This window comes from Kitasatospora sp. NPDC093679, from assembly GCF_040683455.1.
Lineage (GTDB): Bacteria > Actinomycetota > Actinomycetes > Streptomycetales > Streptomycetaceae > Kitasatospora > Kitasatospora arboriphila.
In genome coordinates this window covers 43,589-59,527 of record NZ_JBFBDW010000053.1, presented here as the reverse complement: position 1 = coordinate 59,527, position 15,939 = coordinate 43,589, and the positions used below count along the sequence as shown (strand labels likewise).

Genomic DNA, 15,939 nt, shown 5'->3' with positions numbered 1-15,939 from the left:
GTGGGTTTTTTGGGGGGGGGCCGGGGGCGCGGCGGGGGCGGCGGGGGGGGGGGGGGGGGGGGGGCGCCGGGGGGGGGGGGGGGGGCGCGGGGGGGGGCCCCCCCCCCCCCCCGCGCCCGCTCCCGCCGCCGCGGAGGCCGCCTCGACCAGGGCCCACTGCTCGCGGATCGCCCGCAGGGCGGCCGTGATCGCCGGACGGCGGGAGGCCTGGCTGCGCCACAGCGCGTACACCCGGCGGGTGGGCTCGGGGGAGACCGTCCGGGCGACCACTCCGGCGGGCAGCGGCGCCCGGCCGAGCCGGGGCACCAGGCCGAGCCCGAGACCGGCCCGGATCAGCGCGATCTGGGTCTCGAACTCACCGACCTGGTAGAGCACGTCGGGTTCCTCGCCGGCCTCGCGGAGCGTGCGCACCAGCCAGTCGTGGCAGATGTTGCCCGGCGGGACGCTGATCCACCGCTGTCCGAGCAGCCGCTCCACCGGGACGGTGGCGAGCGCGGCGAGCGGATGACCGGCCGGCAGCAGCAGGTCCACCGGGTCCAGACCGAGGTCCAGGCGGGAGACCCCGTCCTGCACGGGCAGCGGCACGGTCGGCCAGTCCTGGACGAGGGCGAGGTCGACCTCACCTCGGGTGACCAGCTCGACGGCCGGGTACGGGTCGGTCTCCAGCAGCCGGACGTCGAGGTCGGGGCAGTGCTCCCGCAGGTCCGCGAGGGCACCGGGCATCACCCCGCGGGCGCCGGTCGCGAACGAGGCCACCAGCAGCCGGCCGACCGCCTGCCCGCGCCGTTCCTCCAGCGTCACCTCGGCCTGTTCGACCAGGGCGAGCAGCTGCCGGGCGGTGTCGGCCAGCCGTGCGGCCGCGTCGGTGAGCACCACGCCGCGGCCCTGGCGTTCCAGCAGCACGGTGCGGGTCTCCCGCTCCAGCTTGGAGATCTGCTGCGAGACGGCGGAGGGCGTGAACCCGAGGGCGGCCGCCGCGCCGCCGACCGAGCCGTGCACCGCCACCGCGTGCAGCGCGCGCATCCTGCCGAGATCCAACATGACGGCCATGGTAAAGCGTTGCTGAACGGTTCGGTTCAGAATTCATCGCTGGTGCTGAACAGTGCCCACCCGCCAGGCTCGACCCATGCCACCGACCACCGCTTCCGTCCCCGTTCCCCCCGTCGCCGCGGGCCGTTCCGCGTCCTCCGTCGGCGCGGGCCCCGCCGGTGCCGCGATGGCGCCGCGCGACATCGGCCTGGCGGTGCTGGTCGCCGCCGTCTGGGGCCTCAACTTCGTGCTGATCCACGTCGGCCTGGAGAACTTCCCGCCACTGCTCTTCTGCGCCCTGCGCTTCGCCGTCGTCGCCGTGCCCGCCGTCTTCTTCGTCGGGCCGCCGCGGGTTGCCTGGAAGTGGGTGGCGGCCGTCGGGTGCACGCTCGGCGTGGCCAAGTTCGGCCTGCTCTTCCTCGGCATGCACGCGGGGATGCCGGCCGGCCTGTCCTCGCTGGTGCTGCAGAGCCAGGCGGTGTTCACGGCGCTGTTCGCGACGGTGCTGCTGCGCGAGCGGCCCACCGGGCAGCGCACGGCCGGTCTCGCCGTCGCCTTCGGCGGCATCGCGCTCGCCGCCGTCGACCACGGCCTCGGCGGCCCGGTCGGTGCGTTCGCGCTGGTCATCGCGGCGGCCGTGTTCTGGGGGCTGTCCAACGTGCTGACCCGCAGGGCGGCCCCGGCGGACGCCCTGCGCTGGATGGTCTGGGTCAGCGCGGTGCCGCCGCTGCCGCTGCTCGCGCTGTCCCTGCTGGTGGAGGGCCCGGATGCCGACCTCAGGGCGCTCGCCGGGATCTCGGCGGCGGGCATCGGCGCCATCGCCTACGTCGGCCTGGTCTCCACCCTGTTCGGCTTCGTCGCCTGGAGCCACCTGCTGCGCCGGTACGACGCCTCCGCGGTGGCGCCCTACTCGCTGCTGGTGCCGGTGTTCGGGATGTCCTCGTCCTGGCTGCTGCTCGGCGAGCGGTTCAGCGCGCTCGCCGGGGCCGCGGCCGTCCTGGTGATCGCCGGGATCGGGCTCACCGCGGTGCCGGCCGACCGGGCGGCGTCGCTGATTCGTGTGCTGCTTCGGCGGCCCGCAGCGCCCGCAGCAGGACCTCCTGCTCCGCGCGGCTGACCGGCTCGAAGTAGTCCCGGGCGACCTCGTGGCGGACCTGTCCGATCCGCTCCAGCGCGGCCCGGCCGGCATCGGTCAGCACCACCCGGACGGCCCGGCGGTCGGCCGGGTCCGGGGTGCGGGCGACCAGGTCGGCCTCCTCCAGGGCGTCCACCACCGCGGTCGCGGAGCGGGGGGCGATCCGCAGCCGTTCGGCCAGGTCGCTGAGCCGCATCGGGGCGCCCGGCCCCTCGTCGCAGCCGGGGGCGTGGGCCAGCGTGCGCAGTGCGCGGGCCTGGGCGGGGGTGATGCCGTAGGGCTCCAGCCGGTGCATGGTCTGCCGCCGGATCCGCTTCATCGCCCGGGTCAGCGCGTCGGCGAGCTCCGCTGCGGTGTCGGCGGTCGGCGGCGTGGTCATGGGGGCTCCCGGCTCGGAGTGCCCCGGCCCGGCCCGGGGCGGGCGGGGCCAGGGTATCGGTGCGGCAGTCCCCAAAATTTGTTGAGTTAACCTCACTATTCGCCTTACCGTAGTTATGGACGGTCCGGAGCCTGCCCCGCGGGCCCCCGTCCGACGGGTGCCCGCGCGCGCGGAGCGCCCCCGATTCCCGTACCCGGCACTCTGGAGATCCCGTGTCCCGATCCGAAGCCCGCGTCGCCACCGACCGCCCCGGCCGTTACGGCAAGCAGCTCGCCGCCCACCTCGGGCGCCGGGTGACCGCCGACTGGTCCGAGGAGGCCGGCCGCGGCACCGTCACCTTCTCCTACGGCACCGCCGTCCTCACCGCGGAGCCGGACGGCCTGCTGCTGGTCGTCGACGGCGAGTCCGACCGCCTCGCCGACCTCGAGGACGTGGTGGGCCGCCACCTCGTCCGGTTCGGCGCCCGCGACGAACTGGTCGTCGAGTGGCACCGCGACAACGGCGAGCCCGGCCTCGTCCACCGCAACCGGGACGAACCCCCGGCCGACAGCTGAGCCGATGCGCCCCGGCCGCCCCGGCCGCCCCGGCCGCCCCGGCCGCACCGTCCGCGCGGCCCGGTCAGCCGGATCCCCAGCGCGGCGGGCCCCCGCCGTCGGCCGGTACGCGGGGCAGCGTGCGCCGCACCAGCAGCGCCGCCGCCCACAGCAGCAGACCGGCCAGGCACCAGCTGGCGACCACGTCCAGCAGCCAGTGGTAGTCGCTCCACACCAGGCCGGCCCCCACGCCGAGGCAGAGCATCGCGGTGCAGGTGTGCAGCACGAGCCGGGCGTCGGCCGCGAGCGTTCCGCCGAGCAGCAGCGCCGCCGTCCCGTAGGCGATCGCCGAGGTCGCGGTGTGCCCGGACGGGTACCAGCCCCACTGGTCGGGCGCGAGCGGCAGCCCGTACGGCCCCGGGCGGGCGAACCAGGCCTTGGCGGGCACCACCAGCAGCGGGATCAGGGCTGCGGCCGCCGCGGCCAGCGGCAGTGGCAGCCACCAGCGGGCCGGCGCGGCGCGGCGCCGGCGCACCGCCGCCAGGGCCCCCGCGGCCAGCAGCACCGGTACGGCCGGTACCGCGCCGCCCAGGTCGGACAGGCCGGCGCCGAGGTGGTTGACCAGCGTGCTGTGCAGCGCGTGGCGCAGCTCGTGGATGGTGTGCCGCGCCCCGGTGTCCAGTCCGAGCAGCGGTCCGTCGACCGCGACCTGCCAGGAGATCAGCACCAGCAGCACCGCGAGCATCATGGGCACGACAAGCAACGAAAGCCGCCCCGGAGCAGGGGGGAGAGCTCCGGGGCGGCCGAGGTGATCGCCGCTCCGCACAGCCCGGGGGGTGTGGGCCCGGCGGTCGGTCGATCGGTCTGGATGCTCTGCCGCCCGCGCCGGGGCGGCGGAGGATGTCGCTAAGGGTCGCGGCTCGCTGTCCATCTGTCATGACAGTACGTCAAAGGCAGTGCCGAGCAGAGATGCGCAAGTGGTTTCGCACAGCATCTTCACCAGTGGGAGTACAACCTCCACGCGGTGGTACCCGTCCCACCGCCGCTCGCGACGGCGCACGGCCCGCGGCCGGCCCGCAACAGGCCGGTGGACGCCGATGGAGGAAACGAGGAGCGGCCCGGTCCTGGTCGGACCGGGCCGCTCCTGCGGGGCGCTGTCCACCGCCCCGGGCTCGTCAGACGCCGGCGAAGGCGCCCTCGATGATGTCCAGGCCCTCGGTGAGCAGGTGCTCCGGCATCACCAGCGGCGGCAGGAAACGCAGCACGTTGCCGTAGGTGCCGGCGGTCAGCACCACCAGGCCCTCGGCGTGGCAGGCCTTCGCCACAGCGGCGGTGACCTCCGGGTTGGGCTCCTTGGTGCCCGGCTTCACCAGCTCGATCGCGATCATCGCGCCGCGGCCGCGGACCTCGCCGATCACGTCGAACTTCTCCTGCATGGTCCGCAGGCGGCCCAGCATGACCTCGCCGATGCGCTGCGCCTTGGCGTTGAGGTCCAGCTCCTTCATGGTCTCGATCGAGCCGAGCGCGGCGGCGCAGGCCACCGGGTTGCCGCCGTAGGTGCCGCCCAGGCCGCCCGCGTGCGCGGCGTCCATGATCTCGGCGCGGCCGGTGACGGCTGCCAGCGGCAGGCCGCCGGCGATGCCCTTGGCGGTGGTGATCAGGTCCGGGACGACGCCCTCGTCCTCGCACGCGAACCACTGGCCGGTGCGGCAGAAGCCGGTCTGGATCTCGTCCGCGACGAACACGATGCCGTTGGCCTTCGCGTACTCCACGATCGCCGGCAGGAAGCCCTTGGCCGGCTCGATGAAGCCGCCCTCGCCCTGGATCGGCTCGATGATGATCGCCGCGACGTTCTCGGCGCCGATCTGCTTGTTGATCATGTCGATCGCCTGCGCGGCGGCCTCGGCGGCGCAGTTCTCCGCACCGGTCAGCCAGCGGTACGGGTAGGCCACCGGCACCCGGTAGATCTCCGGCGCGAACGGACCGAAGCCCTGCTTGTACGGCATGTTCTTCGCCGTCAGGCCCATGGTCAGGTTCGTGCGGCCGTGGTAGCCGTGGTCGAACACCACGACGGCGGTGCGCTTGGTGTACGCGCGGGCGATCTTCACCGCATTCTCGACGGCCTCGGCGCCGGAGTTGAACAGCGCGGTGCGCTTCTCGTGGTCGCCCGGGGTCAGCTCGTTCAGCTGCTCGGCCACGGCCACGTAGCCCTCGTACGGGGTCACCATGAAACAGGTGTGCGTGAACGCCGCGAGCTGCTCGGACGCCTTGGCGACGACCGCCTCCGCGCTGTTGCCGACGTTGGTCACGGCGATGCCGGAACCGAAGTCGATCAGGCTGTTGCCGTCCACGTCCTCCAGCACGCCGCCGTTGGCACGGGCCACGTACACGGGCAGGGTGGTGCCGACACCCGCGGCCACCGCACCGAGCTTGCGGGCCTGCAGCTCCTGCGACTTCGGGCCGGGGATCGCGGTGACCAGGCGGCGCTCCTGCGGGAGCGGGGTTGCAGCGCTCATGGCGGGTTTCTCCATATCTCAGTGCTCGGTCCTCGAAGGCTACGACCGAGCCCACGACCCGAGCATGCGCCACTCGGTAGCAGTGCGCCGCCCGAATTGTCCGGCGCGGCCAGCGCGCCCGGTTCAGCGAACACGCGCCCCTGCTCCACTACATTGAGCGCGGGCGTGTCGCCGGACCGGCGGCATGGGTATGGCATTGCCGGCGGTGGGACAGGGAGTGGGGCCGGGATGGGACTGGACGGCACTCGGGGGCAGCAGGCGCAGCGGACATCGTCCGTCCCCCCGCAGCGGACCCTCCCCTTCGACCTCGCCGCCTGGGCGACCGAACCCCGCCCCGACACCCCGCCCGGTGTCTTCCGCCTCGGCCACCGCCCCCACGACGAGACCCGCGCCGAACAGGCCGCCGTCCCCGCCCGCCACCTCCTCCTGCGCGCCGCCCTCAACCTTGTGGTGGCGTGGTTCGCCTTCATCTACGGCGTCGGCCTCGTGCTCTCCGGGCTCCAGCTCGTCGGAGTGCAGTACACCGACAGTGACTCCGCCACGACGGAGGTGCTGGTGGTCAATGTCGTCGTGCTTGTCGTGGTGATCAGGGTGTTCGGCGGCATGGGGCGCTGGGCAGAGGTCTGGCGCCGCTACGTGACACCCCTCCTCTCCCGGACCGTGACCGTCGAGGAGTCCCAGGACGCTGCGGAGCGGACCCCCCTCACCACCGACCCCTGGGCCGGGATCCGGGGGGCTGCGCCGCAGGCGGCGCGGCGGTTGGACGGCGAGCCGGTCGGTGACGTCGACTACGCGCGGATCCGCCACGCCTGGGAGACCGTGCTGGCGGACCCGGAGCTGCTGCCGGCCTTCGCGGAGCAGGTCGAGGTCCGCGGTGCCGCCGCCTGCGCCCACCCCTCCGAGGCCCGGGACCTGCCGGGCCGCAGCGGCCGGCACGACCTGCTGACCCGTCAGGTCCGCCTCGGCACCGCGCAGAACGTGGTGAAGAACCCGCCCGCCCACCGCAGCGCCGGGTTCGCCCTGGACCCGCAGCTGATCGGCACCTCCCTGCTGGCGGTCGGCCCGGCCGGCACCGGGAAGACCGCCCGGCTGGCCCGGCCGGTCGCGGAGGCACTCTGCCTGCAGGCGCTCGCCGGCACGGCCTGCGCGGTGGTGATCGGCGCCGCCGAGTCGGACCTCGGCCCGGACGCCTGGTACGACGTGGTGATCGCGCCGGGCGACCCGGCGTCCCCGTACGGCCTCGACCTGTACGGCGCCGCCGCGGACCCGGACGAGGCCGCGGCCCGGCTGGCCGACGCGCTGCTGCCGGACGAGCTGGCGGCACGCGCCGAGACCGCGCGCACCGCGCTGCAGCAGGTGGTCGGCCCGTACCACGCGGCGTACGGCCGCTACCCGGGGGTGCGCGAGCTGCGGGCGCTGCTCGGCGGGGACCAGGACGCCTGGGCGGTGCTGCGCAAGGCGCTGCAGGCGGGCGGCCTGCTGGCGGTGCACGAGGCCGACCTGCTGCACCGCGAGAGTCGGCACGGCCGGGTCGACGACCCCGGCACGCTGCTGGCCGACCGGCTGGCGCTGCTGGACCGTCCCGTTTTCGCGCGCAGCTTCGCGGGCGGCCCGGACGCGCTGCCGCCGTTCGCGATGCGGGCGCTGGAGCACCCGCTGCGGGTCCGGGTGAAGCTGCCGGAGCGCAGCCACCCGGAGGTCGCCCGGATGCTGTCGCGGCTGGTGGTCGCCCAGTTCGTGCAGGCCGCGTCGGCGCGCACCGAGCGGTCGCTGTTCGCCGGCCTGGTGGTGGACGACGCCTCGGCGGCGGTGGACGCGCAGATCGTCCGCGGGCTGCAGCGGATGCGGGCGGCGAACGCGGGCGCGGTGCTGCTGCTGCGCACCCTGGTGGACCTGCCGGAGCCGCTGCGGGCGCCGCTGTTCGGCGCGGTCGGCTGCCGGATGGCCTTCCCGGGGATCGCCCCGTGGGACGGCCGGCTGTTCTCCGAGGCCTGGGGCACCCACCTGGTCACCGAGACCGCGGTGACGCACACGCCGGACACTTCCGGCGGGCTGGTCCGCAAGGCCGCCCGGGCGGGCCGCAAGGCGCTGTCCGGGACGACCGCGCAGACCGAGTCGGTGACCACCCGGGACGTCGAGCGGCACCGCTGGTCGCCGTCCGACCTGGCGCACGCGCTGCCGAGCGGGCACGCCGTGGTGTCGCTGACGACGGTGGACGGGGACCAGGTCCCGCCGCTGCTGGTGGACCTGCGCGACTGACGGCGGTCCGGACCGCACGGATCCGCAGGCGGTGCCGGTCGCGGCGCGGCTCCGCGGCGGGTCACCGTGGCGGGCCGCCGCGGCGCTGACTCCGCGGCGGAGGATTCCGTGCTGCCGCTTGTCCGGGGCGTACATAATGGAGTCAGCCCCCCAACCCCTCACCTGCGCGGTCGCAACGGCGCGACCGCGTCGTACCAGCGAAGGTGCCATGCCCCCCACACTCGCCTCCGTCGTCCGCAACACCGCGCTCCATCTGACCGTGCTGGCGGGGACGGACCACTTGGAGCGGCAGGTCCGCTGGGTGCACACCAGCGAGCTCGACGACCCGACGCCCTTCCTGGAGGGCGGCGAACTGCTGCTCACCACGGGCATCAAGCTGGGCAAGACCGCGTCGCGGCTGCAGGCGTACGTGCACCGGCTGGCCGACGCGGGGGTGGTCGGGCTGGGCCTGGGCGTCGGCCTGTCGCACACCGAGGTGCCCCAGGCCCTGGTGGAGGCGGCGGCGCAGCGCGGCCTGCCGCTGCTGCGGGTGCCGGAGGCGACGCCGTTCATCGCGATCAGCAAGGCCGTCTCGGCGGCGCTGGCGGCCGAGCAGTACGAGGCGGTGACCACCAGCTTCGAGGCGCAGGAGGAGCTGACCCGGGCCGCGCTCGGCAAGGACGGCACGACGGCGGTGGTCCGCCGGCTCGCGGCCCGGCTCGGCGGCTGGGCGGCGCTGTACGACGGGTCGGGCGCGCTGTCCGCGGTGGCGCCGGACTGGGCGGCCCGGCGGGCCGGCCGGCTGGCGGCGGAGGTGGACCGGCTGCGCCGCCGCCCGGCGCCGTCGAGTGCGGCGCTGCAGGGCCGCTCACCGGGGATCGACACCGCGGACGAGGACTTCGTGGTCGTCCAGTCGCTCGGTGCGGACCGCCGCCCGCGCGGCTTCCTGGCGGTGGGCACCGAGGACCGGATCACGCCGACCGAGCGGTACGTGCTGAACGCGGCGGTGGCGCTGCTGACGCTGACCCTGGAGCGGTCGCGGGAGCTGCGGCAGGCCGAGGAGCGGATGGGCGCCGCCCTGCTGCACATGGTGCTGGCGGGCGAGGTGGCGACCGCGCGGCAGGTGTCGGCGGGCGTGTTCGGCGGTCTGCCGGAGGGCGAGGCGCGGGTGATGGTGGCCGGTGCGGGCACCGGCCCGGAGGCCGCGGAGGCGCTGAGCGAGCTCGGCGACCGGGCGGAGCAGGCCGGCGGCCGGGTCGGCGAGCGGCTGCTCGTCTCCCGCGAGGACGGCCCGCACGGGCCGCGGCTGCTGGTGCTGGCGCAGGACAACGGCGCCGCCCACCGGGCCTGCCTGGGGGCGGTCGAGGAGCACGAGGGCCTGGCGCTGGGCGTTTCCGCGCCGACCTCGCTGGAGGACGCCGGCACGGCGTACGCGCAGGCCGAGCGGGCGCTGGCGGTGGCGCTGCGCGGCGGTCGCCGCTCGGTCGACCACGAGGAGGTCGGCGCCGGTTCGCTGCTGCCGCTGCTCGGTGAGGAGGCGGTGACGGCGTTCGCCGAGGGTCTGCTGCGGCCGCTGCGCGAGCACGACCGGACGGCCCGCGGCGACCTGGTGGCGAGCCTGCGCGCCTGGCTGTCCCGGCACGGGCAGTGGGACGCGGCCGCCGCCGACCTGGGCGTGCACCGGCACACCCTGCGCTACCGGATGCGCCGCGTCGAGGAGCTGCTGGGCCGGTCGCTGGACGACACCGACGTCCGGATGGAGCTGTGGCTCGCCCTGCGCGCCGGCGAGGAGTGATCGCCTCCGGGTGATGGGCGGGGCCGGGTCCCCGACGGTCCGCAACACGCCACTGTGTACTTCGGCCGGCGGGGTCCACTCCGCGGTGTCCAATCCGGTTGGCGTTCCGGCCGTCCTACCGTGGGCTGGTATCCACCAATCGAGGGAAGGGCCGGTACGACCGTGACCACCACCCATGAGTTCTGGCTGGCCGGCCGCCGGGCGAGCGGCGAGTCGGACTTCGAGGTCCGCCACTCGTTCGACGGCAGCCTGGTCGGCAAGGTCAGCGTTCCGACGGACGCCCAGGTCGAGGAGGCCGTCGCCGCCGCGGCCGCCGCCGTACCGGTCTTCGCCGCGACCCCCGCGCACGTCCGCGCGGCCGCCCTGGACCACGTGTCCAAGCGGCTGGCCGAGCGCACCGAGGAGATCGCCCGTCTGATCACCGCCGAGAACGGCAAGCCGATCAAGTGGGCGCGCGGCGAGGTCGGCCGTGCCGTCTCGGTGTTCCGCTGGGCCGCCGAGGAGGCCCGCCGCACCAACGGCGAGACCATGCGGCTGGACACCGACCCGGGCGGCGCGGGCCGCTTCGCGGTGGTGCGCCGTTTCCCCAAGGGCGTGGTGCTGGGCATCGCCCCGTTCAACTTCCCGCTGAACCTGGTGGCGCACAAGGTCGCCCCGGCGATCGCGGTCGGCGCCCCGATCATCCTCAAGCCCGCCCCGGCGACCCCGATCTCGGCGCTGGTGCTCGGCGAGATCCTCGCCGAGACCGACCTGCCGGCCGGCTCCTGGAGCGTCCTGCCGGTGCCGAACGAGAAGATGCCGGCCCTCGTGCAGGACGACCGGCTGCCGGTCATCTCCTTCACCGGCTCGGACCGGGTCGGCTACCAGATCATGGATTCGGTGCCGCGCAAGCACGTCACCCTGGAGCTCGGCGGCAACGCCGCCGCCGTGGTCCTCGCCGACTGGAACTCCGACGCCGACCTGGAGTGGGCGGCCACCCGGATCGCGATGTTCTCCAACTACCAGGGCGGCCAGTCCTGCATCTCGGTGCAGCGCGTGATCGCCGACGCCACCGTCTACGACGCGCTGGTGGAGAAGATCGTCGCCAAGGTGCAGGACCAGGTCACCGGCGACCCGACGGACGACGCCGTGGACGTCGGCCCGCTGGTCGACGAGAACGCCGCCAAGCGCGTCGAGTCCTGGGTGGACGACGCGGTCGCCAAGGGCGCCAAGGTGCTCACCGGCGGCGTCCGCGAGGGCGCCTCCTACGCCCCGACCGTGGTCGCGGACCTCTCCGGCGACGCGATCCTGGCCACCGCCGAGGTCTTCGGCCCGGTGCTGTCGCTGCACAAGGTGGACTCCACCGACGAGGCCTTCGCCGCCGTCAACGACTCCTCCTTCGGCCTGCAGGCCGGCGTCTTCACCCACGACGTGCAGGCCGCGTTCCGCGCCCACCGCGAGCTGCAGGTCGGCGGCGTGATCATCGGCGACGCGCCGTCCTACCGTGCCGACCAGATGCCCTACGGCGGCGTGAAGGACTCCGGCGTGGGCCGCGAGGGCGTCAAGTACGCGATGGAGGACTTCACCTACGAGCGCGTCCTGGTGCTCACCGGCCTGGACCTCTGACGGTCCGCACGGCTGCGGGCGGCTGACGCCCGAACGCCCCGACGCCCCGTCACCGGCTCCCGGTGGCGGGGCGTTTCCGCGTCCGCGCCCCTCCGGCCCTGCCTTGACAGCCCCCCGGAGGGGGCGTAGTCCGGAAGGGGAGGAAGGGAGGTCGACCATGCTCGGCGACCTCATCGGAGAGGAACAGGCACAGGTCACCGGCCAGCGGGTGGTCCGCAGCGACCACGGGCTGCCGCCCGTCGTGGAGACCTCGTTCACCGGCACCGGACACCTGCTCGGCGTCACCGTCAACGACACGGGCAGCTACACCGGACGGCTGCGCCCGGACGGCACCCTGTACGGCGAGGGGCAGGGCGTCATCATGAGCCCCAGCGGCGCGCACGCCTCCTGGCAGGGCGGCGGGGTCGGCCGCTTCACCGAGGGCGGCGGCACCAGCTGGCGCGGCACCATCGTCTACAGCAGCGACTCGCCCGAGTTCGCGGACCTGCGGGGCGTCGCGGGCGCCTTCGAGTGGGAGGTCGGCGCGGACGGCAAGGCGGTGGGGAAGATCTGGGCCTGGAAGTAGGCCCGGGAGTGGTCCGTACCGCACGACCCCGCGCCGGGCACCGCCCTCCGCACGACACAATGGGGGCATGAACTCGCTCGCCCACCCCCAGCTCCGTTACACCCCGGCGGTCAAGGACCCGGACGGTCCGCGGGAGCTCGTGATCCTCGGCTCCACCGGCTCGATCGGCACCCAGGCCATCGACGTGGTGCTGCGCAACCCCGACCGCTTCCGCGTGGTGGCGCTGTCCGCCAACGGCGGCCGGGTCGCGCTGCTCGCGGAGCAGGCGCTGCAGCTCGGCGTGCGGACGGTGGCGGTGGCCGACGAGAGCGCCGTCCCGGCACTGCGCGAGGCGCTCGCGGCCGGGGCCGCGGGCCGCCCGCTGCCGGAGATCCTCGCGGGCCCGGACGCCGCGACCGAGCTCGCGGCGACGGAGTGCCACTCGGTGCTCAACGGCATCACCGGCTCGATCGGCCTGCGGCCGACCCTGGCCGCGCTGGAGGCCGGCCGGGTGCTGGTGCTCGCCAACAAGGAGTCGCTGATCGTCGGCGGCCCGCTGGTGAAGGCCGTGGCCGCACCCGGCCAGATCGTGCCGGTCGACTCGGAGCACGCCGCGCTCTTCCAGGCGCTGGCGGCCGGCACCCGGGCCGAGGTCCGCAAGCTGGTGGTCACCGCGAGCGGCGGCCCGTTCCGCGGCCGCACCCGGGCCGAGCTGGCCGGGGTGACCCCGTCCGACGCGCTCGCCCACCCGACCTGGGCGATGGGCCCGGTGGTGACGATCAACTCGGCCACCCTGGTCAACAAGGGCCTGGAGGTCATCGAGGCGCACCTGCTCTACGACGTCCCGTTCGACCGGATCGAGGTCGTGGTGCACCCCCAGTCGGTCGTCCACTCGATGGTCGAATTCACCGACGGCTCCACCCTCGCCCAGGCGAGCCCGCCGGACATGCGGATGCCGATCGCGCTCGGCCTCGGCTGGCCCGAGCGCGTCCCGGACGCGGCCCCCGGCTGCGACTGGACGAAGGCCGCGACCTGGGAGTTCTTCCCGCTCGACGACGAGGCCTTCCCGGCCGTCTCGCTCGCCCGCGAGGTCGGTACGCTCGGCGGCACCGCCCCCGCGGTGTTCAACGCGGCGAACGAGGAGTGCGTGGACGCCTTCCTCGGCGGCCGGCTGCCCTTCACCGGAATCGTGGACACTGTGGCGAAGGTCGTCGCCGAGCACGGCACCCCCGCGCGGGGAACTTCGCTCACGGTCGCGGACGTCCTCCAGGCGGAGGACTGGGCCCGAGCCCGGGCCCGCGAGCTGGCGGCGGGCTGAGAGCACGACGGCGGCGAGCGGAGCGACGACGGCATGGCGGAGGGCGAGCGGTGAGCAATCTGATGTGGGTGCTCGGCATCCTGATCTTCCTGATCGGGCTGCTGTTCTCGATCGCGTGGCACGAGCTGGGGCACCTGTCCACCGCCAAGCTGTTCAAGATCCGCGTCCCGCAGTACATGGTCGGCTTCGGCCCGACCGTGTGGTCGCGCAAGAAGGGCGAGACCGAGTACGGCATCAAGGCGATCCCGCTCGGCGGCTACATCCGGATGATCGGGATGTTCCCGCCGGGCGCGGACGGCCGGATCACCAAGCGCAGCAGCTCGCCCTGGCGCTCCATGATCGAGGACGCCCGGGAGGCCTCCTACGAGGAGCTGCAGCCCGGTGACGAGCACCGGCTCTTCTACACCCGCAAGCCCTGGCAGCGGGTCATCGTGATGTTCGCCGGCCCGTTCATGAACCTGATCCTCTCGGTGGTGCTCTTCCTGCTGCTGTTCATGGGCATGGGCGTGCAGACGGCGGTGCCCACCGTCTCCACCGTCAGCCAGTGCGTCGTCAAGGCCGGCCAGCCGACCGACACCTGCCCCACCGACGCGCCGAAGTCCCCGGCCAACCTGGCCGGGCTGCGGGCCGGCGACCGCTTCGTCTCCTTCGACGGCGACGAGATCCACAGCTACAAGCAGCTCCAGGCGGACATCCGCAAGTCGCCCGGCAAGCAGGTCCCGATCGTCGTCGAGCGCGGCGGCCAGCGGCTGACGCTGACCGCCGACATCACCAGCAACACGGTGAACCCGGTCGACAAGGACGGCCGCACCGTCAAGGGCGACCCGGTCACCGCGGGCTTCCTCGGCTTCACCCCGACGACCGGCGTCGTCCGGATGAGCCTCGGCGAGTCCACCGACGAGATGTACTCGATGGCCGAGCACGGCGTCTCCTCGCTGGTCGCGCTGCCCGGCAAGATCCCCGGCCTGTGGCACGCCGTCGTCGACGGCACCCCCCGCTCCACCGACTCCCCGATCGGCATGGTCGGCGCCGCCCGCCTCGGCGGCGACGTCTTCGCGATGGACATCCCGGCCACCCAGCAGCTCGCCTTCTTCGTCCAGCTGCTGGCCGGCATCAACCTGTCGCTGTTCCTGTTCAACATGCTGCCGCTGCTGCCGCTGGACGGCGGCCACATCGCCGGTGCGATCTGGGAGTCGGTCCGCCGCCGCCTGGCCGGGCTGCTCAAGCGCCCCGACCCCGGCCCCTTCGACGTGGCCAAGCTGATGCCCTTCGCGTACGTCGTCGCCACCGTCTTCATCTGCTTCACCGTGCTCGTCATGGCCGCCGACGTGGTCAACCCGGTGAAGCTGAACTGACCGCCGACGGCCCGCCCGGGCCCGCGGCACCGCCGGATGTGCTGGGGCCCGCGGGCGTGCCGTACCGTTGTGTGCCGGGTGCGACCTCATCGACGCGCCCGGCCCGGCCCGAGCAAATACGGCCGGCTCACCGACCTCACCCAGGGGAACCCTGCGCACATGTCCGCGATCTCGCTCGGTATTCCGTCCCTGCCGCTCAAGCCGCTCGCCAAGCGCCGCTACTCGCGTCAGATCATGGTCGGCAACGTCCCGGTCGGCGGCGACGCCCCGATCTCGGTCCAGTCGATGACCACCACGTTGACCAGTGACGTCAACGCCACCCTCCAGCAGATCGCGCAGCTCACCGCCTCCGGTTGCCAGATCGTCCGGGTCGCCGTCCCCTCGCAGGACGACGCCGACGCGCTGCCGATCATCGCCAGGAAGTCGCAGATCCCGGTGATCGCCGACATCCACTTCCAGCCGAAGTACGTCTTCGCCGCGATCGACGCCGGCTGCGCCGCCGTCCGGGTGAACCCCGGCAACATCAAGGCCTTCGACGACAAGGTCGGCGAGATCGCCAAGGCCGCCAAGGACGCCGGCGTCCCGATCCGGATCGGCGTCAACGCCGGCTCGCTCGACAAGCGCCTGCTGGAGAAGTACGGCCGCGCGACCCCCGAGGCCCTGGTCGAGTCCGCCCTGTGGGAGTGCTCGCTCTTCGAGGAGCACGACTTCCGCGACATCAAGATCTCGGTCAAGCACAACGACCCGGTCGTGATGATCAACGCCTACCGCCAGCTCGCGGCCGCCTGCGACTACCCGCTGCACCTCGGCGTCACCGAGGCCGGCCCCGCCTTCCAGGGCACCATCAAGTCGGCCGTCGCCTTCGGCGCCCTGCTCGCCGAGGGCATCGGCGACACCATCCGGGTCTCCCTCTCCGCCCCGCCGGCCGAGGAGATCAAGGTCGGCAACCAGATCCTGGAGTCGCTCGGCCTGCGCCAGCGCGGCCTGGAGATCGTCTCCTGCCCGTCCTGCGGCCGCGCCCAGGTCGACGTCTACAAGCTCGCCGAGGAGGTCACCGCCGGCCTCGAAGGCATGGAGGTGCCGCTGCGCGTCGCCGTCATGGGCTGCGTCGTCAACGGTCCCGGCGAGGCCCGCGAGGCCGACCTCGGCGTCGCCTCCGGCAACGGCAAGGGCCAGATCTTCGTGAAGGGCGAAGTCATCAAGACCGTCCCCGAGTCGAAGATCGTCGAGACCCTCATCGAGGAGGCCCTCAAGCTGGCCGAGCAGATGCAGGAGCAGGGCGTCGAGTCCGGCGCGCCCGTCGTGGTCGCCGCCGAGTGACCCGGTAGCGACCGCTGACTCCTGGGCCGTCCGCACGACCCCCGCACCCCCGTCCCGGGGGGCCGCGGGGGTGTACGGACGGCCCTCGCGTTCCCTGCCGCGCCGCCCGGGGGAGTAGGGTGCGGCAGAAGTCCCGTGGGGCGTGTCTAGTGAGGTGCCTGTGCTCGATCGA

Annotated in this window: 12 protein-coding genes and 1 pseudogene; 9 read left to right on the top strand and 4 right to left on the bottom strand. The window is 74.0% G+C overall.

Annotation, left to right across the window (positions count from 1 at the left end):
- Positions 1 to 156: 156 nt before the first annotated feature.
- Positions 157 to 1,041 (bottom strand): annotated as a pseudogene (locus AB0O09_RS31380) (LysR family transcriptional regulator); the annotation flags it as partial.
- Positions 1,042 to 1,216: 175 nt separating this feature from the next.
- Here AB0O09_RS31380 and AB0O09_RS31375 point away from each other — a divergent pair.
- Entirely contained in the window at positions 1,217 to 2,146 is a 930-nt protein-coding gene (locus AB0O09_RS31375; RefSeq protein WP_363547533.1) for an EamA family transporter, read from the top strand.
- Here AB0O09_RS31375 and AB0O09_RS31370 read toward each other — a convergent pair.
- On the bottom strand, positions 2,049 to 2,543 hold the full coding sequence (locus AB0O09_RS31370) for a MarR family transcriptional regulator (protein WP_363547527.1): 495 nt from the start codon (positions 2,541 to 2,543) through the stop codon (positions 2,049 to 2,051). The genes AB0O09_RS31375 and AB0O09_RS31370 overlap by 98 nt on opposite strands.
- 212 nt (positions 2,544 to 2,755) lie before the next feature.
- On the opposite strand from AB0O09_RS31370, the gene AB0O09_RS31365 reads away from it, so the two are divergent.
- Positions 2,756 to 3,097 (top strand): DUF2218 domain-containing protein, encoded by a 342-nt coding sequence (locus AB0O09_RS31365; RefSeq protein WP_363547524.1) that lies wholly within the window; start codon positions 2,756 to 2,758, stop codon positions 3,095 to 3,097.
- Positions 3,098 to 3,161: 64 nt separating this feature from the next.
- On the opposite strand, the gene AB0O09_RS31360 is transcribed toward AB0O09_RS31365, so the two are convergent.
- Complete coding sequence (locus tag AB0O09_RS31360) at positions 3,162 to 3,824, bottom strand: phosphatase PAP2 family protein (protein ID WP_363547530.1); 663 nt, start codon at positions 3,822 to 3,824, stop codon at positions 3,162 to 3,164.
- 427 nt (positions 3,825 to 4,251) lie between these two features.
- A complete protein-coding gene (gene gabT, locus AB0O09_RS31355) occupies positions 4,252 to 5,592 on the bottom strand; it encodes a 4-aminobutyrate--2-oxoglutarate transaminase (RefSeq protein WP_359979552.1) in 1,341 nt (446 codons plus the stop codon).
- A 228-nt stretch (positions 5,593 to 5,820) separates the two neighbouring features.
- On the opposite strand from gabT, the gene AB0O09_RS31350 reads away from it, so the two are divergent.
- From AB0O09_RS31350 to ispG, 7 genes are all read left to right on the top strand, one after another.
- Positions 5,821 to 7,851, top strand: a complete 2,031-nt coding sequence (locus tag AB0O09_RS31350) for an ATP-binding protein (RefSeq protein ID WP_363547521.1) — start codon at positions 5,821 to 5,823, stop codon at positions 7,849 to 7,851.
- Positions 7,852 to 8,059: 208 nt separating this feature from the next.
- A complete protein-coding gene (locus AB0O09_RS31345; protein ID WP_363547518.1) occupies positions 8,060 to 9,625 on the top strand; it encodes a PucR family transcriptional regulator in 1,566 nt (521 codons plus the stop codon).
- Between the two features lie 162 nt (positions 9,626 to 9,787).
- Positions 9,788 to 11,230, top strand: coding sequence for an aldehyde dehydrogenase family protein (locus tag AB0O09_RS31340; protein WP_363547515.1), 1,443 nt, complete (start codon positions 9,788 to 9,790; stop codon positions 11,228 to 11,230).
- Positions 11,231 to 11,387: 157 nt separating this feature from the next.
- Positions 11,388 to 11,795 (top strand): hypothetical protein, encoded by a 408-nt coding sequence (locus AB0O09_RS31335; RefSeq protein ID WP_363547512.1) that lies wholly within the window; start codon positions 11,388 to 11,390, stop codon positions 11,793 to 11,795.
- Between the two features lie 67 nt (positions 11,796 to 11,862).
- Complete coding sequence (gene dxr / locus AB0O09_RS31330; protein WP_344626969.1) at positions 11,863 to 13,092, top strand: 1-deoxy-D-xylulose-5-phosphate reductoisomerase; 1,230 nt, start codon at positions 11,863 to 11,865, stop codon at positions 13,090 to 13,092.
- Between the two features lie 50 nt (positions 13,093 to 13,142).
- On the top strand, positions 13,143 to 14,447 hold the full coding sequence (locus AB0O09_RS31325) for a site-2 protease family protein (RefSeq protein WP_363547509.1): 1,305 nt from the start codon (positions 13,143 to 13,145) through the stop codon (positions 14,445 to 14,447).
- 159 nt (positions 14,448 to 14,606) lie between these two features.
- The gene (gene ispG, locus AB0O09_RS31320) at positions 14,607 to 15,767 is read left to right on the top strand and encodes a flavodoxin-dependent (E)-4-hydroxy-3-methylbut-2-enyl-diphosphate synthase (protein ID WP_363547506.1); all 1,161 of its coding nucleotides are present in this window, start codon (positions 14,607 to 14,609) and stop codon (positions 15,765 to 15,767) included.
- The last annotated feature ends 172 nt before the right edge of the window (positions 15,768 to 15,939 follow it).

Bases quoted from the DNA above. Each gene is read 5' to 3' on its own strand.
- AB0O09_RS31375 (WP_363547533.1), top strand. From the start codon at position 1,217: ATGGCGCCGCGCGACATCGGCCTGGCGGTGCTGGTCGCCGCCGTCTGG.
- AB0O09_RS31370 (WP_363547527.1), bottom strand. From the start codon at position 2,543: ATGACCACGCCGCCGACCGCCGACACCGCAGCGGAGCTCGCCGACGCG.
- AB0O09_RS31360 (WP_363547530.1), bottom strand. From the start codon at position 3,824: ATGATGCTCGCGGTGCTGCTGGTGCTGATCTCCTGGCAGGTCGCGGTC.
- gabT (WP_359979552.1), bottom strand. From the start codon at position 5,592: ATGAGCGCTGCAACCCCGCTCCCGCAGGAGCGCCGCCTGGTCACCGCG.
- AB0O09_RS31350 (WP_363547521.1), top strand. From the start codon at position 5,821: ATGGGACTGGACGGCACTCGGGGGCAGCAGGCGCAGCGGACATCGTCC.
- AB0O09_RS31345 (WP_363547518.1), top strand. From the start codon at position 8,060: ATGCCCCCCACACTCGCCTCCGTCGTCCGCAACACCGCGCTCCATCTG.
- AB0O09_RS31335 (WP_363547512.1), top strand. From the start codon at position 11,388: ATGCTCGGCGACCTCATCGGAGAGGAACAGGCACAGGTCACCGGCCAG.
- dxr (WP_344626969.1), top strand. From the start codon at position 11,863: ATGAACTCGCTCGCCCACCCCCAGCTCCGTTACACCCCGGCGGTCAAG.
- ispG (WP_363547506.1), top strand. From the start codon at position 14,607: ATGTCCGCGATCTCGCTCGGTATTCCGTCCCTGCCGCTCAAGCCGCTC.